The sequence below is a fragment of the Streptomyces sp. NRRL S-337 genome (genome assembly GCF_000720175.1).
Classification (GTDB): domain Bacteria; phylum Actinomycetota; class Actinomycetes; order Streptomycetales; family Streptomycetaceae; genus Streptomyces; species Streptomyces siderophoricus.
This window is the reverse complement of record NZ_JOIX01000061.1, coordinates 1-24,418: the sequence shown is the minus strand read 5'-3', so window position 1 is coordinate 24,418 and position 24,418 is coordinate 1. Positions and strand designations below refer to the sequence as shown.

Annotated in this window: 15 protein-coding genes and 1 pseudogene; 13 read left to right on the top strand and 3 right to left on the bottom strand. The window is 71.3% G+C overall.

Annotated elements, in window-relative coordinates; translation table 11 throughout:
• The first annotated feature begins 57 nt into the window (after window positions 1-57).
• The 10 genes and pseudogenes from IG62_RS0130735 to IG62_RS50295 form a co-directional block, all read left to right on the top strand.
• Window positions 58-1,347, top strand: a complete 1,290-nt coding sequence (locus tag IG62_RS0130735; protein ID WP_051798820.1) for a DUF262 domain-containing protein — start codon at window positions 58-60, stop codon at window positions 1,345-1,347.
• Window positions 1,344-2,531 (top strand): AAA family ATPase, encoded by a 1,188-nt coding sequence (locus tag IG62_RS0130730; RefSeq protein WP_030810637.1) that lies wholly within the window; start codon window positions 1,344-1,346, stop codon window positions 2,529-2,531. The genes IG62_RS0130735 and IG62_RS0130730 overlap by 4 nt, the downstream gene beginning before the upstream one ends.
• Before the next feature lie 55 nt (window positions 2,532-2,586).
• Window positions 2,587-3,528 (top strand): hypothetical protein, encoded by a 942-nt coding sequence (locus IG62_RS0130725; RefSeq protein ID WP_030810634.1) that lies wholly within the window; start codon window positions 2,587-2,589, stop codon window positions 3,526-3,528.
• 101 nt (window positions 3,529-3,629) lie between these two features.
• Entirely contained in the window at window positions 3,630-10,493 is a 6,864-nt protein-coding gene (locus IG62_RS0130720) for a DEAD/DEAH box helicase (RefSeq protein ID WP_030810631.1), read from the top strand.
• Entirely contained in the window at window positions 10,490-12,787 is a 2,298-nt protein-coding gene (locus IG62_RS0130715) for a UvrD-helicase domain-containing protein (RefSeq protein ID WP_030810628.1), read from the top strand. Before IG62_RS0130720 ends, IG62_RS0130715 begins: the two co-directional genes overlap by 4 nt.
• A gap of 774 nt (window positions 12,788-13,561) precedes the next feature.
• Window positions 13,562-14,407, top strand: a complete 846-nt coding sequence (locus tag IG62_RS43815) for a site-specific integrase (RefSeq protein ID WP_063755411.1) — start codon at window positions 13,562-13,564, stop codon at window positions 14,405-14,407.
• Window positions 14,408-14,574: 167 nt separating this feature from the next.
• Entirely contained in the window at window positions 14,575-14,889 is a 315-nt protein-coding gene (locus IG62_RS0130700; RefSeq protein WP_030810620.1) for a hypothetical protein, read from the top strand.
• Entirely contained in the window at window positions 14,886-15,200 is a 315-nt protein-coding gene (locus tag IG62_RS0130695) for a hypothetical protein (RefSeq protein ID WP_030810618.1), read from the top strand. The genes IG62_RS0130700 and IG62_RS0130695 overlap by 4 nt, the downstream gene beginning before the upstream one ends.
• 215 nt (window positions 15,201-15,415) lie before the next feature.
• Window positions 15,416-17,092, top strand: a complete 1,677-nt coding sequence (locus IG62_RS0130690) for an SWIM zinc finger family protein (RefSeq protein ID WP_030810615.1) — start codon at window positions 15,416-15,418, stop codon at window positions 17,090-17,092.
• A gap of 173 nt (window positions 17,093-17,265) precedes the next feature.
• A pseudogene (locus IG62_RS50295) lies at window positions 17,266-17,439 on the top strand (RHS domain-containing protein); the annotation flags it as partial.
• A 580-nt stretch (window positions 17,440-18,019) separates the two neighbouring features.
• On the opposite strand, the gene glpK reads toward IG62_RS50295, so the two are convergent.
• Together glpK and IG62_RS0130675 are read right to left on the bottom strand one after the other, a co-directional pair.
• Window positions 18,020-19,534, bottom strand: a complete 1,515-nt coding sequence (gene glpK, locus IG62_RS0130680; protein ID WP_030810609.1) for a glycerol kinase GlpK — start codon at window positions 19,532-19,534, stop codon at window positions 18,020-18,022.
• A gap of 36 nt (window positions 19,535-19,570) precedes the next feature.
• The gene (locus IG62_RS0130675; RefSeq protein ID WP_030810605.1) at window positions 19,571-20,338 is read right to left on the bottom strand and encodes an IclR family transcriptional regulator; all 768 of its coding nucleotides are present in this window, start codon (window positions 20,336-20,338) and stop codon (window positions 19,571-19,573) included.
• A gap of 163 nt (window positions 20,339-20,501) precedes the next feature.
• Between IG62_RS0130675 and IG62_RS0130670 the strand changes: the two genes are divergently transcribed.
• Both IG62_RS0130670 and IG62_RS0130665 read left to right on the top strand, forming a co-directional pair.
• Window positions 20,502-20,924, top strand: coding sequence for an ATP-binding protein (locus tag IG62_RS0130670; RefSeq protein ID WP_030810603.1), 423 nt, complete (start codon window positions 20,502-20,504; stop codon window positions 20,922-20,924).
• A 235-nt stretch (window positions 20,925-21,159) separates the two neighbouring features.
• The gene (locus IG62_RS0130665) at window positions 21,160-22,134 is read left to right on the top strand and encodes an alpha/beta fold hydrolase (protein WP_030810599.1); all 975 of its coding nucleotides are present in this window, start codon (window positions 21,160-21,162) and stop codon (window positions 22,132-22,134) included.
• Window positions 22,135-22,213: 79 nt separating this feature from the next.
• Here the strand turns inward: IG62_RS0130665 and IG62_RS0130660 are convergent, their stop codons facing one another.
• Window positions 22,214-22,963: a PIG-L deacetylase family protein gene (locus IG62_RS0130660; protein WP_030810596.1), complete on the bottom strand. Its 750-nt coding sequence runs from the start codon at window positions 22,961-22,963 to the stop codon at window positions 22,214-22,216.
• A 426-nt stretch (window positions 22,964-23,389) separates the two neighbouring features.
• Here IG62_RS0130660 and IG62_RS0130655 point away from each other — a divergent pair, with 426 nt between their 5' ends.
• Window positions 23,390-24,142: a GntR family transcriptional regulator gene (locus tag IG62_RS0130655; protein ID WP_030810593.1), complete on the top strand. Its 753-nt coding sequence runs from the start codon at window positions 23,390-23,392 to the stop codon at window positions 24,140-24,142.
• The last annotated feature ends 276 nt before the right edge of the window (window positions 24,143-24,418 follow it).

Here is a 24,418-nt window from a genome sequence, read left to right as displayed (position 1 = left end):
ACGCCGTCTATAGGCTTTGCCGGGCACGGCATCGGGCGGCGGAGGGCAGCGGGGAGCATGGCGGACCTGGAAGACAGCGGCGGCGGCCGGGATCGGTCGGCGGGGTCCCGGGGGTACGCCGTACCGGAGGATGTTGACGGCGGGCCCGGCACGTCGTTCCTGCCGCTGGGGCCGGCCTTGGAGATTGGGTCCGACGGCCGGCCGACCGGCGTCGAGCTGGAGCTCCCCTCCGACGAGGAGGACACGGAGGAAGGCCCCTACAGCGACGCCGACGGCATCTCCGCCCCGTTCCGGCCCGATAGCATCAAGATCCACACGGAGACCACCACCGTGGACCTGCTGCTGTCCCGGCTGCGGGAGGGCATGATCGACCTCGCGCCGGACTTCCAGCGCCGGGCCGGGATCTGGAGCGACCGGGATCAGAGCCGTCTGATCGAGTCGCTGCTGCTGCGCATCCCGATCTCCAACTTCCACATGGCCCAGGACGACGAGGACAGGTGGGCCGTGGTGGACGGCGTCCAGCGGCTCACCGCCATCGCCCGGTTCATCGCACCAGAGGTCACCGATGGCCTGGGCCCGCTGACCCTCCGGGGCCTGGACTACCTCTGGAACTTCCATGGCAACACGTACCGGGACCTGACCGGTCGGCTGAAGATCCGGCTGCGCGAGACCCAGCTCACCGTCCACATCATGCAGCAGGGCACTCCAGACGCCGTCAAGCACAACGTGTTCTCCCGGATCAACACCACCGGCATGCCGCTGACGCAGCAGGAGCTGCGGCACGCGCTGGTACGGGGGCCGGTCCGGGAGTTCCTCGCGGACCTCGCCGAGGACCCGTGGTTCGGGGAGGCCACCCGGTGGAGCGTGTCCAACGAGCGAATGGCCGACCGGGAGATGGTGCTGCGTTTCCTCGCCTTCCGCCTGACCAATCCGGCCGAGCACACGGAGAAGGACTTCGACCGCTTCCTCACCGACGTGATGTACCGGGTCAACAACCTCACCGAGGAGCGGCGGGAGCAGCTGACACGGGAGTTCCGGGTGGCCATGCGGTGCGCGCGGGACCTGTTCGAGGAGCACGCCTTCCGCAAGTGGCATGGGGGGAAGCGCAGTTCCCCCGTCATCAACAAGGCTCTCTTCGAGACGATCTCCGTCCATCTCGCGCTGCTCGACGATCAGGAGCGGGACAGACTGGTAGCGTCGCGGGGGATCTTGCTCGACCGGTTCGTCGAGCTGCTGGAGGACTGGGACTTCGACCGGTCGATCTCCATCGGCACCGGGGATCCGGCGAAGATCCGCACGAGGTTCCAGTACGTGGCACGGTTGTTCCGGGGGGTAGCCGAACAGTGATTGACCGTCTGACACTGCACAACTTCAAAGCGTTCCGCGACGCGTCCTTACCGCTGGGCCCGCTCACCCTCCTCACCGGGCTCAATTCGTCCGGCAAGAGCAGCGTCCTCCAGGCGATCGCGCTGCTGCGCCAGTCGTACGAAGCGGGCGACCTAGCGGTCTCTGAGTACCTGCGCGAGGCGCAACGAGCCGGACTCCGGCACAGCGTCGTAAACCAGGGCTTCCTGCTCAACGGCGAACTCGTGGGCCTCGGCACCGGTGACGACGTCCTGCACGAGGACTTCGCGGAGGAGGAGGCCCGGATCGGCCTCACCGTCGACGAGGGGCCGTACCGCTACGGCTGGACCGTCGAGTGGGCCGCCGAGCAGAACCTGCTACCGCTGCTCGACGTGGACCTGCCGGCTACCTCCGAGGGATCCGCCGCACCGACCGGTCCCGAGTCCGTGGCCCCGTCGTTCCTCACCGGCCCCTTCCAGTACCTGCACGCCGACCGGATCTCGCCCGCCGAGTTCTACCCGCGCGACCACCACGCGGCCATCGGTCGGGGCTTTCTCGGCGTACGCGGCGAGCACACCGTCAACTTCCTCCGCCACCACGCCCGGGACGAGGTCCCCAAGGGCTCGCTGCACCATCCACGTGCCGAGTCCGACCTCCTGCGCGACCAGGCCGCCGCCTGGATGGGCGACCTGTGCCCCGGAGTGGACATCCAGGCCGACCCCATCGAGGGCGCCGACGCCGTGCGCCTCTCATACGGGTTTCAGGGCGCGCTCGGCCCCACCCGGCGCCGCCGGCCCAGCCACGTCGGCTTCGGCCTCACCTACGTCCTGCCGGTCGTGGTGGCCTGCCTCACCGCCCGTCCCGGCTCCCTGGTCCTCCTGGAGAACCCGGAGGCGCACCTCCACCCGCAGGGCCAGACGCAGATGGCGACGCTCGCCGCCGCGGCCGCCGCACAGGGCGCGCAGGTGATCATGGAGACGCACAGCGACCACGTCATCAACGGCGTGCGGCTCGCCGTCAAGCAGGGACGGATCACCCCCGGACAGGCGGTGTTCCACTACTTCCGCGGCGACGGCACCGGTGTGGAGGTCGTCAGCCCGCGGGTCGACGCGGACGGGATGCTCGACCAGTGGCCCACCGGGTTCTTCGACGAGCTGGAGAACACGCTCGACCAGCTCATCGGCTGACACCCGCCTGGGGAGGGCGGGGCAAGGCCCCACACATCGTCGCGGAGGGGGAGACGTGCCGCAGCTGTTCCTGAACGAGAAGTCCTGCGAGTCGAAGGCAGATCCGGAGCGGGTCAACCGCGCCATGACCGAGATGGTCAGGGCCGTGCTCGCGGTGGCCAGGGAGGACCGGGCAGGGACCCGGCTCTTCTCCCGGGAGCCCGTCAACGCGTTACAGCTGGCCCAGGGCCATGCCATCGGCAAGTGGATCGGCACCCCGGGTGCCAGGGACCTGTGGGTGCGCCTGCTCCAGATGCAGACCAAGTGGCCCCACCGGGAGGCCTTCCCCGAGGGGGAGACCCACTCCGACGTGGAGTACCGGCATGACGGACAGGCGGTCGAGGGGCTCGGGTCGGCGCACCTGACCGGTGGTCTCGGGGTGTCCCTGCCCGTGGAGCCGTGCTGGGACGCCGACCGGCTCACCCTCGTACGGGAGGAACTCCTCGACGACGAGGACGGCGGCTCCGCCCTCACGGACGTCGAGGTGGAGCACGCCGCCAGGCGGGAGCACGTCGCCACGCACCTGTCGTGGATCCGGCGCGGCGCGGACAGCGTCCGGCAGAAGGCCGTCGAAGGCCTGCGGTCCGGCACCGAGCTGTGGCGCCTGAAGGCGGAGCTGTTCCCGCACCTCCAGTTCACACGGCTCGCCGAGCAGTACTTCGTCGAACTGCCCGAGGTGTGGGTGCAGCCGGTGGGGGAGCGGCTCGGAGAGCTCCAGGATGCGGTCAGCGACTGGAACCCGGACCGGCAGCCCATCGCGCCCCAGTGGCGTTCCTACGTGCGGACCGAGTTCGAGGCCCGCCGGCGCCTGTGCTGGTTCACCGACGACGACGGCGAGAACCGCCTGTTCGACTGGCATTGCGACTTCCTGCCTTCGCCGGGCCGGATGCACTTCCGGCTGCTCCACGAGGAACGCACCCTGCGCATCGCGTACGTCGGGCGGAAACTCGGCAAGTGAGCCGGGCCCGGGTTCGCCCCACCTCCCCCGATACCGTGGGCGGTGAACGGGCGCCCCCGGCATGCCCGTCCCGGCACGACCAGCACCAAGGAGGACAGCGCGTGCGTCCCACCCTCGCCGCCGACCAGGTACGGGCCAGCCTGAGCCAGTACCTCGCGACGACGTACGCGCTGGCCGACGAGAGCACCCGCCGCGCGCTGGAGAACTTCCTCGGCGACGCCGACGACGGCATCTTCCGCGGTCCTTACCTCCGGGTGCGCACGCCGTTCCGGACCGCCGAGGGCGAGAACTGGAAGCGGCACCTGACCTGGCACCCCGAGCTGACCCCGTACCGGCACCAGGAGGCCGCCTGGGAACGGCTGTCGACGCTGCACGGTCCGGCGCGACCCACCCTCGTCACCACCGGCACCGGATCCGGCAAGACCGAGTCGTTCCTGGTCCCGCTGCTCGACCACTGCTACCGGGAGCGGCTGGCCGGTCGGGAGGGCGTCAAGGCGATCCTGCTCTACCCCATGAACGCGCTCGCCACCGACCAGGCTCACCGCATCGGCGAGCGGCTCGCCGACGTCAAGGACACCCGGCTGCACGACGCCGGGGTGCGGGCGGCGCTCTACATCGGCGACACACCGTCCCAGGACTTCAAGCAGGCCAACCCTGCGATCGCCGTCGACCGCGATGAGATCCGGCGCACCCGGCCGGACATCCTGATCACCAACTACAAGATGCTCGACCTGCTCCTCCAGCGGCCCGAGGACCAGCGGCTGTGGCAGGACTCCGCGCTCGCGTACGTCGTCCTCGACGAGTTCCACACCTACGACGGCGCCCAGGGCACGGACGTGGCCATGCTGCTGCGCCGGCTCGGATCCGTCACCGGGCTCGCGCAGCCTGGCCGGCCGCTCGGGCCGGTCTGCCCCGTCGCCACGTCGGCCACCCTCGGCGCGAACGGCCCCGGCACAGACGGGCGGGGCACGGGCGAGCGGGGCGGGACCGGGCGGCCGGGCGGCGGTCCCGGCATGCTGGAGGTCGCCGAGCAGGTCTTCGGCGTGCCGTTCCCGTCCGACTCGGTCGTCGGCGAGGACCGGCGCTCCACCAAGGACTTCACCGGCGAGTGCGACTTCACCCTCCCGTTCCCCCCGCCCGAGGAGGTCGCCGGCCTCGGCGACCCGACCCGGGACCCGAGCGCCATGGACGACCTCGTCGCCGCCTTCACCGGCCTGAACGGACCGAGCCCCGAGGAGCTCGGGGCGGTGCTGCGCCGCCACCGGCTCACGGCCGCCGTCCTGGAGATCCTCGACGGCACCCCCAAGACCCTCGCCGAGATCACCGAGGTGCTGCCCCGCTACGCCTACCACTGGGGCATGGCCGTGCAGCAGCGGCCACGGATCGCCGCCCAGGCCCTCGCCCGCTACGTCGCCCTCCTGTCGTACGCCCGCGATCCCGAGCACCCCGGACGGCCGCTGCTGTCCATCGAGGTCCACCACTGGGTGCGCTCGGTCTCCCGCGTGCTGCGGGGCATCAGCGCGGCCCGCGCCGAGTTCCGCTGGGACGACGAGCGCGTGACCTCCGGCGGCGCACTGGCCCGCAAGGACCAGCGCACCGCCGCCCGGCCGTCCCCGTACGACGGAGAGGGCCCCGCCGTACCGCTCGACGCCGCCGAGCAGGTCGCCGTACCGGCCGGCGACAGCGCCCCGCCGCCCGCCGAGATCTTCCTGCCCGCCGTGTTCTGCCGCGAGTGCGGGCGCTCCGGCTGGGCCGCGTACTCACCGGAGGTCGACCCGGCCGAGCTCGACCTGACCGCCACGAAGATCCGCCGTGCCTCCGTGAGCCGCGACAAGCGCCGGGTGCGCAACATGATTGCCGCGACTCCCCAGGAGGTGCACGAGGCCGCCTTCGCGGCCGGGGCGGAACAGCGGCGCGGCGGGCCCGCCGTGCTGGTCCTGGAAGGCAGCGGCGGACGGCTGCGCCCCCTCTCGCCCGAAGCCGACTTCACCAGCCCGGCGGACGGCGGAGGACCCCGCCGGCCCGCGCCCCTGCACAACGCCGCGTTCGTCCACGTCGACCTCGACGGTGACCGGGCCGCAGAACGCGACCAGTGCCCCGCCTGCCGCACCTTCAACTCCATCCGCTACCTCGGCACCGGCCTCGCCGCGCTCGCCGCCGCAGCCATCACCCAGCTCTTCACCGGCGGCGAACTGGACAAGAACCTGGGCGAGAACAAGACCCTCCTCTTCAACGACTCCGTCCAGGACGCCGCCCACCGCGCCGGATACGTCGCCAGCCGCTCGTACACGTTCTCGCTGCGCGCACTCCTCGCCAGCCGCATCGGCGAGGACGAACCCACCACCCTGAACGACCTGGCCGCCGACCTGGTCGCGGACGTCGTCGACAGCAAGGCGGTGCAGGCCGCCGTCATCCCGCCGGACCTGCACCTGATCCGCGGCGTGGACACCCTGCTCACCGGCCGCAGTCGCGGCTCGCGGCCCACCTGGGAACTGATCGCGCAACGCCTGGCGTTCGCCACCGTCATGGAGTTCGGACTGCGGTCCCGGCAGGGCCGCACCCTCGAACTCACCCGCACCGTCGCCGCCGACGTACCCCTGACGGACCCCGACGCCGTAGCGGACCTCGTACACGAGATCCTCCTCACCACACCGGGAGAGATCGCATTCCCCGACGGATCGGCGCCCGGCCCCGACCAGTACCTCGGTTTCGTCCGGGGCCTGCTCGAACGGCTGCGCATCCGGGGCGCCGTCCGGCACGCCTGGCTGGACCCCTGGCTCGACCAGGCCGGAGTGCGCCGGTGGGCGATCTGGGGCGGACGCGAACCCGGCATGCCGGCCTTCCCCCGCGGCGTCTCCGCGCCCGCCTTCCTGCTCGGCTCACCCAAGCAGGGCAGCGAGGACTTCGACGTGCTCACCGGCCGGCTCGGCTGGTACCAGGACTGGGCCGTGCGCGCCCTCGGCCTGCGCCGGGAGGCTGCCGCCGGCTTCCTCGCCCGGCTGCTGCCCGCGCTCGCCGACGCCGGCGTCCTCTCCGCACGCACCGCGCTCGACGGCGCCACCCGCGTCTACGGACTCCAGCCCGGCCACATCCAGGTCCGCCGACTCGCCGACGACGTCCTGCCCGACGCCACCGCGCACTGCCCGCGCTGCTTCTGGGAACAGACCATCCACCCCGACCTCGCCGACCGGTGGCACGGACAGCCGTGCCCCCGCTACCGCTGCGGGGGGACCCTCGGCACCGGCCGTGACCTGGACAGCGGCCTGCGGCAAAGGGACTTCACCGACGACTTCTATCGGCGCATGTACCGCGACGCCGGGGTCTTCACCATCAACACCGCCGAGCACACCGGCACCCTCAGCCGCGCCAAGCGCGAAGCGGTCGAGAGGGCCTTCCGCGAGGGCACTGACGTCCACTACGCCAACCCGCAGGTACTGTCCTGCACCCCCACCCTCGAACTCGGCATCGACATCGGCGATCTGTCGGCCGTCGTCCTCGCCTCACTTCCGAAGGGACCGGCCAACTACATCCAGCGCGTCGGCCGGGCGGGCCGCTCCACCGGCAACGCCTACCTGCTCACCATGGTCGACCGCGGCCCGCGCGACCGCTACTACCTCGAAGAACCCCGGATGATGATCGCCGGGGACGTCATGCCGCCCGGCTGCTACCTGTCCGCGGCCGAGATCCTGCGCCGCCAGTACCTGGCCCACCTCCTCGACCTCGCGGGCGCCGGACGGCTGACTGCTCCCGACGGGACACCCCTGCGGCCGCTGCCCGGGCGCGCCACCGATTTGTTCGGGGCCTCGGCCTGGCAGGCCGAGTTCGCCGAGGCCGCGCTCGCCGACGGCGGGCGGCTCGTACAACGCTTCCTGGACCTGTTCCCCCCGTACGACGAGAGCCGCGGCACCGGCGTCAGCCCGCAGGCCCGCGCCGCCCTCGTCACCTTTGCGACCGACCCCGGCGAGGAGGGACTGGCAGGCGCCCTGCGAGCCGCGTGCCGGCGCTGGGAGGACCGCCGGGCCGACCTGCAGCGCCGCAGCGAGGCCATCGACCGGGCCCACGGACTGCTCGTCGCCGGTGACCCCGACCACGAACGGCAGGGGCGCGAACTGCGTGCCGAACGCCGGGACATGGCACGCGTCTCCCGCGAGATCAGCCGCACCACCGCGCACGGCGCCCTCGTCGATCTCGGCCTGCTGCCGAACTACAGCCTGATCGACTCGGCCACCGAGCTGGAGGCCACCCTCACCTGGACCGAGAAGACCACCGACGGCACCGGCGAGAAACGCAGCAAGACCCTCCGCCACAGCCGTCCCGCGCGCTTCGCGCTCTCCGAATTCGCCCCCGGCAACCACTACTACGCCCAGGGCTACAAGCACCGGGTCACCGGACTGGACATCGGCAGCCCCGACCGCCCGGCCTGGCTCTGGTGGCGTGTCTGCCCCGACTGCGGACACGTGCGCACCCACCGTGCCGAACAGGACGCCTCACCCTGCCCCCGCTGCCGGTCCGCGGCCATCGGAGACGTCGGCTGCCTGCACAAGGTCCTCGTGCCGCGCCGCGTCACCTCCCGGGACGAACGCGACGACGTCCGGGTGCGCGACGACAGGGACGAGCGGGACGAGCGGCACTACACCGTCGTCCCGGCCGTGGACATCGACGCGGGCGACGTCGAACAGGCGTGGAAGCACGAACACGCCACCTTCGGATGGGAGTTCACCCGCGAGGCGCACATCCGCCACATCAACGTCGGAGCGACCCGGGTCGACGGCGGGGCCGACACGGCCTTCGCCGGACAGGAGGTCCGCCTCAACCCCTTCTGGGTCTGCGACGCGTGCGGCTTCGCCGACCCCGACGGCGGGCCCGCCGCTCACGACGCCGGCGACCCGTCTGCGTACGGCAAGTACCACCGGCCCTGGTGCCGCAGACGGCGCGCCGGAGCCGACACCGCACGACGGGGCGAGAGGATCCTGCTCGCCCACGAACTGCGCACCGACGCACTGCGCATCCTCATCCCCGCCGTCACCGCGCACACCCGGGAACGGCTCGCGTCCTTCAAGGCGCTGCTGCTGGCCGGCATCGCCCGCAGCTACGGCGGCGACCCCGACCACCTCGCGGTCGTCACCGACTCCATGCCCGAGGAACGCGGCGAGAGCGCGCACCGCCGTCATTTCCTCGTGCTGTACGACACGCTTCCCGGCGGCACCGGCTACCTGCACCGCCTCGCCGGCCAGGGCGGCCTCAAGAACGTCCTGGAGGCCGCTCGCCAGGTGATCGAGACCTGCGTGTGCGTGGGACAGGGCCGCCCAGCCTGCCACCGCTGCCTGCTGCGGCACGTCACCGACAACGAGTACGCACTCGTCTCTCGTGAGCACGCCCTCGACATGCTGGGCGACCTGTTCGGCCGCACCGCCGACCGGTGGAGCGTCGTACCGGTAGCCACCACCCGGGACATCACACTGGTGCCCCAGGTGGAGAGCGAACTGGAGGCGCTCTTCCGCCGCGGACTCCTGGAATGGGCCGAGCGGATGGACGAGGTCAGCGTCCGCACCGCGCTCACCGCGGACGGCACCAGGGACACGACCCTGCGCTTCACCGCACCCGACGGGACCGTCCGCGGCTGGCAGATGGAAACCCAGACCCCACTCGGCTTCACCCGGCCGGACGTGGTCTTCCGCAGCACCGACGAGGACCGTCGCGTGGCCGTCTACCTCGACGGATACCGCTACCACGCGAGCCCGGAGCACCTCATCGCCGAGACGGACGCGGTGAAACGCACCCGGCTGCGCGCGGAGGGCTGGCAGGTCTTCCAGCTCACCTGGGACGACGTGCAGGCCTGGACGGGACAGACCAGACCGCAGGCGGATCCCGTGTGGAAGCCGTACCCGAACACCGCGCAGAAGACGGCCATGGACGTCCACCGGCGCATGCACGCCGGGGACACCCGTGACCTGCCGCGCCTGGTGTGGGCCAATCCGGTCGAGACACTGATCGGCTACCTCACCGACCCCGACCCCGACGTGTGGCGGCGCCGCGCCCAGAGCGCGCTCGCGGGCTTCGCCGCCGTGTCGGCGACCAGCAGAGCCCTGGCCGACGGCGAGGAGATCGGTCACCGCATCGGTGAGGCGCTGCAGGGGCGGCGGCTGGCCAAGGGACAGGGCGCCGTGCAGGTCATGGCGACCCGGGACGCGTCGGGGTGCCCGCTCACCATCGCGCTCGACCTGCGCAGGGGGCAGACCGGGGCGATCTGGACGGCCTTGAGTGTCCTCGACGCCAGCGCGGACAAGATCGCGGCCGACGAGGCCGCCCACCGTAGGCGCTGGCAGGCATGGCTCTATTGGAGCAATCTGCTCCAGTTCCTCGACGCAGGCGAGGGGGACGGGGTCCAGCTCACCACTGGCATGCTGCCCGGATTTGACCCGGCAGAGCTGGCGGTCACCGGCGGAGCCGGATGGCTCACCTCCCAGCGGCGCAAGCATGAACCCGCGGTGGTGGCAAGCGCGGCGAACGGACAGCAGCCGCAGGCGGGGCGGCGACACGGCGAGGAGGCTCCCGCGGCCGTACGCGATCCCGCGTGGGACGAGGTCATCGAGTTCCTCGTGGAGGATCCCAGTCTGCCCGCTCTGGCCCGGACCCTCGCCGACCGGGGCCTGCCCGCGCCGGAGGCCGGTTATGAGCTGGGGGCGGCCGCCTGGCCCGCCGAACTTGCCTGGCCGGCCCGGCGCGTGGGCGTCGTCCTCGCCCACCGGCCGGACCCGGTCACCAGGCGGGACATCGACGCCGAACGACGGGACCGCGCCTACCAGGAGGCGGGCTGGCAGGTCCGCACCGCGACGGAATGGGACGCCGACGAACTCGCCGGGCTGGTGAGCGGCGAAGCGGACGAACCTGCCGAAACGGTGAGCGGCGACGCGGACACGGACGCCGACAGGGCGACGAACGATCACGAGGAGAACGAACGATGACGGTCACCGGCGCGCCCAGGACGGGCGTGACCCTCCGCCTGCTCGACAAGGCCGACAAGGAGATCGTCAGACTGGACCGCGCGGTCCTCGGGGCGTTCTACAAGTTCCAGCACGACTTCCGCCGCAACCCGCACGCCGGCGGGCTCGATCTCAAACAACTCGAAGGCCACGACCGGCTCTGGTCGGCACGGGTCAACCGCGAGTGGCGGGCTCTGATGATTCGCCTCGGCGGTGACGACTGGCTCCTCGTCTCGGTCAAGCACCGCAGTCACGTCCACAAGAATCTGGGCAGGTTCAACTACGGCATCAACCACGTCACCGGCGCCATCGAGTACGTCGACCTTCAGGTCGTCGAGGAGAGCGTGCTCCGCCGTGAACTCACGACGCCCGCCGCTCCTGCCGTCCCGGCTCCGAGGCCCACGCCTGCTCTTGCTGCGGAACCGGACCGGGCGGAGCGGCTGGAGAAGCCCCTCTTCGCCGCGTACACCGATGAGCAGCTCGCGGACCTCGGCGTCGCCGAACCGCTCATCCCGGTCGTCCGGAAACTCACCACGGACGACGAACTGCTCGGCCTCGCCGAGTACGCGCCCCGCCACACGGGGGAAGTGCTCCTGCGGCTGCGCGACGGCGTTCCGTACGACGCGGTCATGGAACAGGTCACCGCGCCCGTCGCCGTGACCGAGCCGGAGAAGAACCTCGACACCGGCGACTGGCAGGCGGCCGTCGACCGCTCCCAGACCGTGGTGATCACCGACGACGAATCCCTGCAGAGCATCCTGGAGGAGGGCGACTTCGGACGGTGGAAGATCTTCCTCCACCCCACTCAGGAGAAGCTGGTCCACCGGCGCTACTCCGGCCCCGCCCGGGTCGGAGGGGGGCCGGGGACGGGCAAGACGATCGTCGCTCTGCACCGCGTGTGCCACCTGGTGCGAGAGCTCCCTCCCGGTCACAGCAAGCCGGTTCTGCTCACCACGTTCAACAAGAACCTCGCAGCCGACCTGCGGGCCCGGCTCCTCTCGCTCGGCGGCCCTGACGTACTGGCCCGGGTCGACATCGCCCATGTCGACCTGCTCGCGACCCGCGTCGTCAGTGAGGCCGACCCGGGCAACGCGAAGCGGCGGATCGACGACACGGCCGCGCTCCGGGAGTGGCGGGAACTGCTGGTGGAATCTGGAGAGACCCGCTGGAGCGCCGAGTTCCTCAGCGACGAGTGGAACCAGGTCATCCTCGGCCAAGCCGTGACCTCCCGGAGCGACTACTTCACCGTCCGGCGCGCCGGACGGGGACGCAGCGTCACCCGCGCCGAGCGCGCCGGCATTTGGCAGCTCGCCGAACGCTTCACCCAGCGGCTCGAGACCAAGGGGCTGGAGACCCACCGCCAAGTCGCGGAGCGGGCCGCGCGGCTGGAAACGGCCCGCAAGGCCAGGATCGACAAAAGGTCGGAGGAACGCGAGGAACGGGGCGGTCTGAACAACCTCCACGTCGAGGCCGGCTCGGGCGCCTGGCTGCGCTACCGGTACCGGCACATCGTGGTCGACGAGGCCCAAGACCTCAGCGCCGCCCACTGGAAGATGCTGCGGGCCATGGTGCCCTCCAAGGCGGACGACATCTTCCTCGTCGGCGACACCCATCAGCGGATCTACGACAACCAGGTCACTCTCGGCAGCCTGGGCGTGCACATCCGCGGCCGGTCCTCCCGGCTGACCCTCAGCTACCGCACGACCAGGGAGATCCTCCGCAACGCGATCCAGGTCCTCGGCGACGCCGACTACGACGACCTCGACGGCGGCGACGACACCCTCGCCGGGTACCGCTCAATCCTCCACGGCCAGACCCCGTCGCTGCGCGGCGCGCGGAGCTGGGACGAGGAGATGGACCTTGTCGTGGAGCAGCTGCGCGCCTGGCACGACGTGCCCCGCGAGTCCACGGCCGTCTGTGTCCCGACCAACGACATGGTCACCCAGCTCGCCGACCGCCTGGCCCGGCGCGGCATCACGCCGACGGAGATCACGCAGGACGGGCCGCGCAGCGACCAGGGCGTGCACATCGGCACCATGTACCGGTTCAAGGGACTGGAGTACCGCTGTCTAATCATCGCAGGGGTGGCCGAGGGGCTCGTCCCGCGCACCTCCGTGGACGCCTGGGAACACACAGATCCGAGCCGCCAACAGCGAGAACTGCACCGGGCGCGATCGCTGCTCTTCGTCGCGGCGACCCGCGCCCGTGACGCACTCGCCATCACCTGGCACGGTGAGCCCAGCCGCTTCCTGGCGCCGTTGCTTCCGCCCCGGTGAGAAGGTCACTCTTATCAACGCCGGAGTGCCACGTGGCAAGCGTCTACAGTGTCAGGCGTCCTCGGACGCCCCGTCGTTGCCAGCGGTGCCAGCCTCGGGTCCGTAAAAGATTCCCTCGGCGCATGCTGGTCAGCCGAGCCCTGGGCTTGGGAATCACCGGCCCGAATGGGCTGATTGGGGCCGTGACCTGTGTCAAGAGTTGTGTAGCTGATAGCGGGAGGCGATGCCCTCCCGCGCGACCCATGTTCAGCCCAAGCCGGGCACTGCCGATACAGGCGTATGGCCTCGGTGTTCCAGCGTTGTAGGACCGACAAGCGCAGCAAGCTCTATCCGTGTGACAAGCCGCGCTGCGGGCACCCGTGACGGTCCGGTACCGGGAACCGGGGGGACAGACGGGCCGTCAGCGCGAGGTGAGCTTCCCGATGAAGACCCAGGCCCGGCAGTTCGCCGCGCGGGCCGAGCACCTCAAGAACCAAGGACTCTTCCTGGACCCCAAGCGCGGTGCCGTCACCGTCCGCGCATACGCCGCGGACTGGCTGGGGCGCCGGCTCGTGGGGGTGAACACCCACCGCAACTACGACAGCTTCCTGCGCCTCCACCTCCTGCCGGAGCTGGGCCGCAAGACGCTCGCCGGCGTGGAGCGGGCGGACATCGACCGGTTCGTCGCCGCCCTCAGCACCAAGCTTTCGGCGAGCACGGTGCACGACCGCATGACGCTGGTCCGCAACCTGTTCCAGACCGCGGTGGACGAACGGCGCATCCCCCGCACGCCCGGTGGACGGCGCCAAACTCCCACGGGTCGGCTCCGGTGCGCTCGACGAGGACGCGATCCCGACCCGGGAAGAGGTCGACCTCATCGCCCGGCACATCGAGCCGCACTACCGACTGTCGGTCTACCTTCAGGCCGGCGCGGGCCTGCGGGTCAGCGAGGCCCTCGCCTTCGCCACCCAGTGCCGTCGCTCCGGTGCTCTCCGGGTACGGGAACAGGTGAGCCGCACAGCGCACCGAGCCGACTGCTCGGAACGCTTCGGCCCCCTCAAACACCGCACCCCCGGCGCGTACCGCGACGTCCCGCTGGCCGCCTTCCTGGAGCAGGAGATCGACGCGCATCTACGACGCTGGGGCGCCACCCCTGTGGGCTGCCGGGATGTGCTCTTCGCCCGGCGTGGAGCGGCGGCGGGCACCATGCCGACGGCGACCACCTACGGCCCCGACTTCCGGCGGGCGGTGCGGGCGGCCTGCTACCTTGGTCGGGACCGGACTCCCCAGTACACCCCGCATACCCTGCGCCACTTCTTCGCCTCCACCGCGCTGGCGCACGGGGTCCCCGTCCACGAGGTCTCCCGGTGGCTCGGGCACACGTCGATCAAGACGACGGTCGACATCTACGGGCAGCTGGTGCCCGCCGCGTGGGAGCGCTGCCGGCGGGCCCTGCAACAGGCGCTGGGCCCGGCGCCGGCCGATGTGCCCGCGGTGGCGCCGCCCGGGTCCGCCCACCGGTGCGCCCCGGTTGCTGGATCGACGCTGGATCGCGCGCGGAATCGGGCGATCACCGCAGGTCATAGCAGAGTCGCCGACATTCCGGTTCAACGTGTGACGCGTTCCTCAGCATCGACGTAGCGATCTGGCAAACGCGTAGGTCGGGAGGGGTCGGCCCTGGATGGGGCCGGCCCCGTTGTCGTTCCCGTTGCTGGATCCGTGCTGGATTTTCTGACGTCTCGTCATCAAAATGCTGTACCGAAGTCCTCGGCCTGGCCCTGGCTCGGCTCTACCTGGGCTACCAGGGAGTGCTGCACACCCAGGTCGTCGCCCCGCTGGACGCCCACCCGCAGCTGTACGAGGAGGCACGGCGGCAGGCGAAGGAGCTGGGCGAGGTGATGTCCTTCCGCCGCACCGACCTGGCGCTCTTCCACCTCGACGAGCACGCCCGGAAGATCACCTGCAACCTCGTCGAGGTCAAGTGCTACACCGCGCTACAGGACATCGGCGCCTACCAGCAGCTCAAGGCCAAGGCGGCCCAGCAGATCCAGCGCAGCCAGGAGGTCCTCGCCGCAGCCTTCGACCCGAACCACTCCGCCCCGACCGGGTGGACCGAAGCGTGAAGAAGCTGACCTTCGCCACCATGCTCCGCTTCTACATGGAGCGCGCACGCCGCCACGGCACCATGGAGAAGGAACCGCACCAGGCCGCGCACCACCTGTTGGAACGGCTCGACGACGGCTTCACCTTGGATTTCAGCCGCAGCAGCCTGGTCTTCGACCTTGCACGGGCCGGCACCGAGAGCGATCTCGACCACGGCGTCGAGTTCCACCGCATCGGCCGGGACCTGATCAAAGAACTCGTCGATGCGATCCCCACCGCCCCGGCTCAGCCTCGGCCCGGGGACTGTTGTGCTGCCCCGGGACGTGGGTGACAGGCGGCAGTGCCGCCGTCGGTGGCAGGCCGGGCCGGCTGCCGGAGGAGCACCTGTAACTTCCTCCAGCGGGCAGACCGACCCTGCCCGGCGCCCAGCGCGCGATACGGATCACAGCGTTCTGCGGCATTTTCGTGAACCGTCTGATCGCACTGACCGGCAGTCATAAACTGGCAGTCGTAAGGCACAGCAGCAGGAGCAGGACGAAAGAAACCATGCGCGGCCTCTCCGAGACGAACCTCAAGATGTTGGCCGGTGCCCGTTCCTTCGAGCGCGGGCGCGGGTACCTGGATGCGGTGTCCGGGGTCGAGGTCGGTGACGGATGGATCACCGCCAGCGTCCACGGCACGGAACGGTACGAGGTGGAGCTGGTCCTGGAGGGGCCCGGCGGGCTGTCCGGCGAGTGCGACTGCCCGTACGGCCTTCAGGGCAACTTCTGCAAGCACTTGGTCGCCCTCGGCCTGACGGTGCTCGCCCGGCCGGAGAGCCTGCCGCGGCAGCGGAAGGCAGCGCGGGAGCGGGCACAGGACCTCGATGGGTGGTTGTCCGCCCTGGCCAAGGAAGAGTTGCTCACTGTGGTGCGGGAACAGGTCGGCGCGGACCGGCAGTTGCGGCGCCGCTTGGAACTGCGGGCCGCGAGCGCGCGCGGGGATCTCGCCGCGGTCCGGTCCCGTATCCGTGAACTGCTCGACATCGGCCCGTGCGCACAGTACGGGTACGTCGAGTACGCCGATGCCCGCGCCTACGCGGACCAGGCCGGGCAGGCGGTGTCCGCGATCGGCGCGCTCACCGGCTCGGGACGGGCGGCCGACGCGGTCATCCTGGCGCGGGAGGCGATGAAGCTGCTGGCCCAGGCGGCGGAGAGCGTCGACGACTCCGACGGCTGGCTCGGCCAGGTGGGCGCAGGCCTCGCCGACGCCCATCTCGACGCGTGCCGTGCGGCGCGTCCCGACCCGGGGGAGCTCGCGCGCTGGCTCGTCGGCCAAGTACTCGGCGAGTGGGACGACGGTCTCACCGACATCGATCCGCTCGACTACGAGGACGTTCTCGGCGAAGCGGGGATGGCCGTCCTGCGGAAGCTGGCGGTCGAGGCGTGGCAGGGGAACCGCCGCGGCTGGGCGGAGAAGGACCTGGTGGGGCGGCTGGCCAAGGCGGGAGGCGACGTCGACGCGGTGATTGCGGTGCATGCGGCCGACCTCGCACCGGACGGCCACACGTACCTGGTCATCGCTCGCGAGCTGGACACCGCCCGGCGTCCCGACGAGGCTCTGCACTGGGCGGAACGTGGCGTTCGGGAGGACCGGGACCTCACTGCCGTCGACACCGCCCTCGTCGACTACCTCTGCGACCGCTACGCGCAGGCCGATCGGCTCGTCGACGCCCTCGCCCTGCGCCGCGAACACTTCGGCGCCCGCCGCACCCTGCTCAAGTACCAGCAGCTGCGATCCGCTGCCCGGGCCGCGGACCGCTGGCCGGCTGAGCGCGAGGGCGCGCTGGCCCTCCTGCGTGCCGACGCGGGGCTACGGCAACCGGGCATGTACGCCGGCCCAGTCCTGGTCGACGCCCTGCTCGACGACAAGGACGTTGATGCTGCCTGGCAGGCCGCCACCGAGACCGGCGCCCATGACCGGCAGTGGCTCACCCTCGCCGACCAGGCCCGTGCCACCTGCCCCGCCGACGCGCTCGACGTCTACCTGCGCCTGGCGGAGCCGTTGACCGGGCAGACCGGCAACGCGGTCTACGAGCAGCTTGTCAGCCTGCTGCTGAGCATCCGGGACTGTCACCGCCGCCTGGGATCGCCCGAGGAGTTCACCGAGTACGTCACCGCCCTGCGTACCGCCCAGAAGCGCAAGCGGAACCTGATGCGCTTGATGGACGAGCACGGTCTGTGAGCCGGACGACGTCTCGGAGGTGCACCCGCGCCGCATGCCGCCGCCTCCGGATGGTGCTCCGTGAGCCGCGCGACGACGGCGATCGCCGCTTGCTGGATACGCGCTGGATCGGACGCCGCTACGGAGCGTTCCCGCAGGTCACAGCCGAGTCACCGACATTCTGGTAGCACCTCTCCCAGGACGAAGTCGACGCCCGCTTCTTCGCCATCGCCACCGACCTCACCGGTATGCCGACGGAGCTCATCAGCGAGGACGGCGACCTCGCATGGCAAGCCCGCACCACCTCCTGGGGCTCCACCGCCTGGAACCGCAACGCCACCGCGTACACACCCCTGCGCTACCCCGGTGGCCGCTTGCAGGCTGCGGGCTTCGAGGCCGTCGAACTGGAGCTCACTTTGGCAGCGGCGCAAACCAGGCTCGACGAAACTCCTGCCAGCGCCAAGCCGGCGACACCGCGAGTCGACTGCGCATTGTTTGCGGCAGACGGTGACCCACGCGTGCTGGGGGTGGAATTCTCGGCACCGGCCGGCCGGCTGGCCTTCGAACAAGACAACGTGGCGGCAGCCGAGGCAGAGATCCACTCGTACACGGCGTCACGAGTGGGGCCAGCGGGAAGCCGGGTTCCCTGCTGAGATGGCTATTTGCTGTCCTCGTTGTAGTGGCTGGCTGACGGGGGCGGTGCCGGGTCAGTTCCGAACGGTGCCGGTGGTGGGCCGGCCCGGGTGCTGGATCGACGCTGGATCGTGTCCTGAATCGGATGCTCACCGGCGGCCGTAGCCCCGAGCCGTCGATGTTCCGGTTCAACGTATAGCCGGTGACCCAACGCCGCGCAGCTGACACAACGTCACCCCGCTGATCCGGCACACCCACACCTCACAGAGGCCCGGCCCTTCGGGGCGGGCCTCTGGTTTTCGGGGCTCTGGGTTTTCAGGGTGGCCGCGGCGACGCGATCCAGCCGAGGGAGCGCTCGACCGCGCGTTTCCAGTCCTCGTACTCGGCCTCGCGCCGTTCGGGGGCCATGTCCGGCAGCCACTGGGCGGCCCGGTGCCAGTTGCGGCGCAGGACCTCCAGGTCGGGCCAGTAGCCGGCGGCGAGGCCGGCGGCGTAGGCGGCGCCCAGGGAGACCGTTTCGACGGCCATGGGGCGCACCACGGGCACGTCGAGCACGTCGGCCAGGAACTGCATGAGCAGGTTGTCCGACGTCATCCCGCCGTCCACCTTGAGCACTTTCAGGGCGAGGGAGGAGTCGGCGTTCATGGCGTCGACCACCTCGCGGGTCTGCCAGCCGGTGGCCTCCAGTACGGCCCGGGCCAGGTGCCCCTTGGTGATGTACGAGGTGAGGCCGACGATGACCCCGCGGGCGTCGCTGCGCCAGTGCGGCGCGTACAGGCCGGAGAACGCCGGGACGATGTAGCAGCCGCCGTTGTTCTCGACCGTGCGCGCGAGCGTCTCGATCTCGGGGGCGGTGCTGATCAGCCCCAGCCGGTCGCGGAACCACTGGACCAGCGCGCCCGTGACGGCGATGGGGCCTTCGAGCGCGTAGACCGCGGGCTGGTCGTCGACCTTGTAGGCGACGGTGGTGAGCAGGCCGTGCCGGGACCGTACGAGGTCGGTGCCGGTGTTGAGCAGCAGGAAGCTGCCGGTTCCGTAGGTGCACTTCGCCTCGCCGGGGGCGAAGCAGGTCTGTCCGAACAGCGCCGCCTGCTGGTCACCGAGGGCCGCGGTGATGGGGACGCCCGGGATGACGGCACGGGCGGCTCCGTAGCTCTCGGCCGAGGCGCGGATCTCCGGGAGCATCGGCCGGGGAACCCCGAAGAACTCCAGCAGCTCCTCGTCCCAGTCGAGGGTGCTGATGTTCATGAGCATGGTGCGGCTGGCGTTGGTGACGTCGGTGAGGTGCACGCCGCCGGACGGCCCGCCGGTGAGGTTCCAGATCAGCCAGCTCTCCATCGTGCCGAACAGCACCTCGCCGTCCTCGGCGCGCTGCCGCAACCCCTCGACATGGTCGAACAGCCAGCGGATCCGGGGCGCGGAGAAGTACGTGGAAGGAGGCAGGCAACAGCGCCGGAGGAAGAACTCGTCCCCGGGCCGGCTTCTGAGGTCCTCGACCAGCGGAGCCGTACGGGTGTCCTGCCAGACGATCGCCCTCCCCAGCGGGGTGCCCGTACGCGGGTCCCACAGCACGGTCGTCTCGCGCTGGTTGGCGATTCCGACGGCGGCGACCTCGTCGGCACTGACATCCGCATGGGAGAGCGCCTGCGGCACCACACGCTCCAGGGTGTGCCAGATCTCGACGGCGTCGTGCTCGACCCACCCGGGCCGGGGGAAGTACTGCTGGTGCTCCCGCTGGGCGACCGACACCAGCCGCCCCTGGTGGTCGAACAGGATGCATCGGGTGGAGGTGGTGCCCTGGTCGATGGACATCACATACCGCTTAACCATGATCAACCCTCCGTTGCGGTGCACGAGAGCGGTGGCTCACCAGCGGGCGGCCCCAAGATCTCTGGAGATCGCCCGGGCGGCGTGGCGGACCTGGGTGACCAGGGCCGGCTGCGGGACCCCTTTGGCGTCGCAGATCCGCTCGACCGTGCCGGAGACGCCGATGGCGCCCACCACGAGGCCGCCGTGGCCCCGGACCGGCGCGGCGATGCCGGCCTCGCCCGTGATCATCTCCTGTACCTCGGCCGCCCACCCGAGCTCGCGGACCTCGGTGAGCGCCCGGGTGAGGTGCTCGCGGTCGACCAGGGTGTGCCGGGTGTACGCCTCCAGCCCGGCCTCCACGGCCGGCTCCAGCGGCACGCTGCCGAAGGCCAGCAGCACCTTGCCGAGCGAGGAGGCGTGCAGCGGCAGCAGCGCGCCCACGTCGAGGGTCTGGAGGGTGTCGTCGGGGCGGAAGACGTGGTGGACGATGAGCACCTTGCCCTCCAGGGGCGCGCCCAGGCGGACCGCCTCCCCGCTGCGGGCGGCCAGGGCGTCGGCCCAGTTGATGGAGCGGGAGCGCAGCTCGTTCACGTCGAGGTAGCTGGTGCCCAGGTGCAGCAGTGCGGCCCCGAGCTGGTACTTTCCGGTCGCCGGGTCCTGCTCGACGAAGTCGATGTTCTGCAGGGTGCGCAGAATGCCGTGGGTGGTGCCCTTCGCCAGCGCGAGGGACGCGGCCACCTCACCCAGCCCGAGCCGACGGGGCCCACTGGCGAGCAGACGCAGGATTGCCGCCGCCCGTTCGATCGACTGGACCGGGCCGGCCATGAGGCAATCGTAGTCCCGCGGTCGGCATCTGCCCGGAGGGAAGGCCCTTCGCGGGGAGCGTTCGGTAATGCCGACCGCTGTTCATTGACCGCCTCCACCGTCCCCCATAGCGTCCTTTCAAAGCCCGGCATCCAGCCGGTAGAGGGGCCTCGGAGGAGGCGGCATGACGGCACAGCTTGATCCGGTGGTGGGGGAGGCGGTCGAACACGTCTGTCCGCTGCCCCACATCCCCGAAGCCGTCTCGGTCGTACGCCGGCGGGTGCGTACGGTCCTGGCCGGCTGGAACCTGACCCCGGACCTCGCCGAGGACGCGCTCCTCGTGGTCTCGGAGCTCGTCACCAACGCGGTCGTCCACGCCCGGCCCCCGGCGGTGCTGCGGCTGTCACGGATCGTCGACGGACGCGACGCCCTGCGCGTCGAGGTCACCGACACCGGGCCCGCGACAGCGGACGGGCAGCCGGTCGTCGAGCGCTGCACGGGCGAGCACGGCCGCGGGCTCGGCATCGTCACCGCCCTGGCGGCCGAGTGCGGCACACGGGTCCACGCGGGCGGCACCACCCGGTGGGCGGAGCTCCTCGCCGCGTGAGCCGTGAATCGCCGTCGAGAACCAGAAACCGTGCTGCCTCCGGGGCCGTGCCCTCTCCGGAGACGTTTCGGCCCCGGGCATGTGTCGGCACCGGGGACGCATCGGCACCAGGGACGTACCGCTTCCGGGACCGGCGCCGCGGGAGGGGGATGATCCATTCTCTCCCGGAAAAGGGGCCCAGCGCATCGACTTCGCGGATGATCTTGGACGCCTTCGGCGGCCCTAGCGTGGACGCATGACACGAAGCGCGCGGGATGCGGGCCGGGACCTGGTGTGCGAGGCCGGCGACGGGGTGGAACTGGCGGTGCGGGATCACGGCGGGGCGGGGACGGCGGTGCTGTTGCTGCACGGGGCCGGGCGGACGCTCATGGACTGGGAGCGGGTGGCGCCCCTGCTGGCCGCCGGGCACCGGGTGCTGGCGATGGACCTGCGCGGCCACGGGCGGTCGGGAGACGGTGTGGTGCCGTGGACGTTCGAGGTGGCCGTCGAGGACGTACGGGCGGTGCTGACGGCGTGCGGGATACCGCGGGCCGTGGTGGTCGGGCACTCCCTGGGCGGAATGGTGGCCGTACGGTGCCTGGAGGCCCTGGCGGACGTCGTACCCGCGGCGGTGAACCTCGACGGGCACGGGATGGGACGGCCCGAGCAGTACGTGGGGCTGGACCCGGAGTGGGTGCGGGAACGGTTCGCCGAGGTGCGGCAGTTCGCCGAGGAGGCGGGCGGACGGCCTTTCGAGGCCGAGGCGTTGGCGGGCGTGATCGGTTACCAGACGGGCATGGCCGCCGAGTTGGGCATTCCCGCCGACGTGATGGAGGCGGGGGTGCGGCGGTCGCTGGCGGAGGCCGGGGACGGGCGGCTCTTCCTGCGGCCCGGGCGGCAGCAGGCCCGGGAGCTGCAGGAGGCGATGGCCGGGATCGACCTGTTCGGGCGCTACCGGAACGTTTCCCGGCCGCTGCTGATCGCCCGGGCGCTGCGCCCCAACCCGCCGGTGCCGGGCGTGCCGTCGTGGTTCGAGGAGCTGATGGCGGCCTATACGGAGGGCCTGCGGCGCGATCTGGCGGAGCTGGCCCGGACCCGGCCGTATGTGACCGTCGCCGGGGTGGACGCCACCCACGCGATGGTGCTGGAACGGCCGGAGGAGATCACGGAGCTGGTGGCCACGTTCGTGGCGGGCGCGGTGAACGTGGGTGGGCGCGGTGAACGGAGATGAGGCGCGGTGAACGGGGGGTGAGGCGCGGTGAACGGGGGTGCGGGGCCCGGGACTTGAGGTTTCTGGCCGTACGGTGGGGCTAGCGCGGGAACAGCTCGAACAGGGTTGCCGGGCGGCCCCGGTGACGTTCCCCGCCGGTGCGGAGGGCCTGCTCGATGAAGGTGCGGGCGTAGGACTGCGCGTTCTGTCCGTGGCCGCGCAGGCCGTTGATGTACGTACTGTGCGCCGCCAAGGAGGCCACCGCGCGGTCGACGCCTGGGCCGACCTCGGCGGCGTGCGTGGGGTACGGCGAGCCGGCCACGGCCACCCAGCGGACACCGTTCCAGGGGGCGAGGCCGAGCGCGTCGGCGAGCTCCGGGAAGATCCAGCGGTTGCCGGCGTCGCCCGCCGCGTCCAGGACCGCCCGGCCGACCACCCGGTGGTCCGGGGTGTTCCAGTGCACCCCGGCCCATGTGTCGTGGTGGTTGAGGGTGATCAGGAGCTCCGGGCGGTGGCGGCGGATGGCCGCGGAGAGGTCGCGGCGCAGCGCCGGCCCGCCCTCGATCGTGCCGTCCCGGTGGTGGTCGAGGAATTCCACGGTCTGGACGCCGACGAGCGCGGCGCCGGCCCGCTGTTCGGCCTCGCGCACCCGGGCGCATTCATCGGGGGCCAGCCCGTCGATACCGGCCTCGCCGCGGGTGACCAGGAGGTAGCTCACCTCCCGCCCGGCGTCGGTCCATTCGGCGATGGCTGCCGCGGCGCCGTATTCGAGGTCGTCCGGGTGGGCGGCGACGGCGAGGGCCCGCTGCCAGTCCTCGGGCATGGGGGAGAGGGGGGACTCGGCGGGCATGGGCGCCTTCCTTCCTGCTCCGGGTGGTCGCTTCCGTTCCGAAGTGGCCGCTTCCGTTCCGAAGCGGTCGCTTCCGTTCCGGGGGTGTCCGGCACGGTCGCTGTTCGGTCGATTTTCGGTCACTTTTGCGGGCGGTCGCCCGGACGTTCCGTCGGAGCGGCCGTCGGGTCGTCCCGTTTGTCGTGGTCGTCGTCGGCCCCCCGTCTTGGGGGCGTGTGGACGATCGTGACATGACGAGGTGGTGCGTGCGGGTGTGACGCCGGAGGTGGGCGAGGCGGAAGATGCGGAATGCCGGTGCGGGCACCGAGGGCCCCCAGGTGGCTGAGCTGGGTTTCATCACAACAGGTGAATATCTGGCCTGAGGTTGCGGTCGACCACGCGCGGTTGCCACGCTGTTGCTGACTGTCAAGCTGTTGGGAGGGGCACGTGCCTTTCGGTGAGCAGCCCGCGTACCTCCGCGTCGCCGGCGACCTGCGCCAGAAGATCGTCGACGGGGTGCTGCCGCCGCATACCCGCCTCCCCTCCCAGGCCCGGATCCGCGAGGAGTACGGCGTCTCGGACACCGTCGCCCTGGAGGCCCGCAAGGTCCTGATGGCGGAGGGGCTCGTCGAGGGCCGCTCGGGGTCGGGGACGTACGTGCGCGAGCAGCCCGTTCCGCGGCGCATCGCGCGGGTCGGGTTCCATGCGGCGGGTGGGTGTACGCCCTTCCGGCAGGAGCAGACGGACGAGCGGGTGCGCGGCACCTGGGAGTCCAGCAGCGAGCAGGAGGCGGCCAGTTCGGCGGTGGCCGGCCGGCTGCGTATTCCGCCGGGCGGCAGGGTCATGCGGACCCGCTACCTCTTCCGCGCGGAGGGCGAGCCGGCGATGCTCTCGACATCCTGGGAGCCGCTGGACGTGACGGGCCGGACGCCGGTGATGCTGCCCGAGGAAGGGCCACTGGCCGGGCGCGGGGTCGTCGAGCGGATGGCGGCCATCGATGTGGTGGTGGACAACGTCATCGAGGAGGTCGGCGCGCGGGCCGCGCTGGCCGAGGAGGCCATGGCGCTGGGCGGGGTCCCGGGCCATGCGGTGCTGGTGATCTCGCGGACGTACTTCGCGGGCGGCCGCCCGGTCGAGACGGCCGACATCGTCACGCTCGCGGACCGCTACCGGGTCGCGTACCACCTGCCGGTGAAGTAGGCGGCGGGGCGAGGGCCGGAGGCCGGGGGCGGGCGCTGGGTCAGGGTGGGCGGCCCTCGCTGGGCACCGGTGCGCCCCATAAAGCTGCTGTCCCCTGAAGGCGCTGTCCCCTAAAGCCGCTGTCCCGTAAGGCTGCTGCCCCTCTGGCAGCTGGCCCCCGGCCCGTAGAGCCGCTGTCCCCTAGTACTGCAACCGCATGTGGTGTGACCGTGTGGGCTGGGGCTCGTTGGTGTGACTGTGTGAGAAGTCGCTGACGGTTGAGCAGATCGAGTCGTG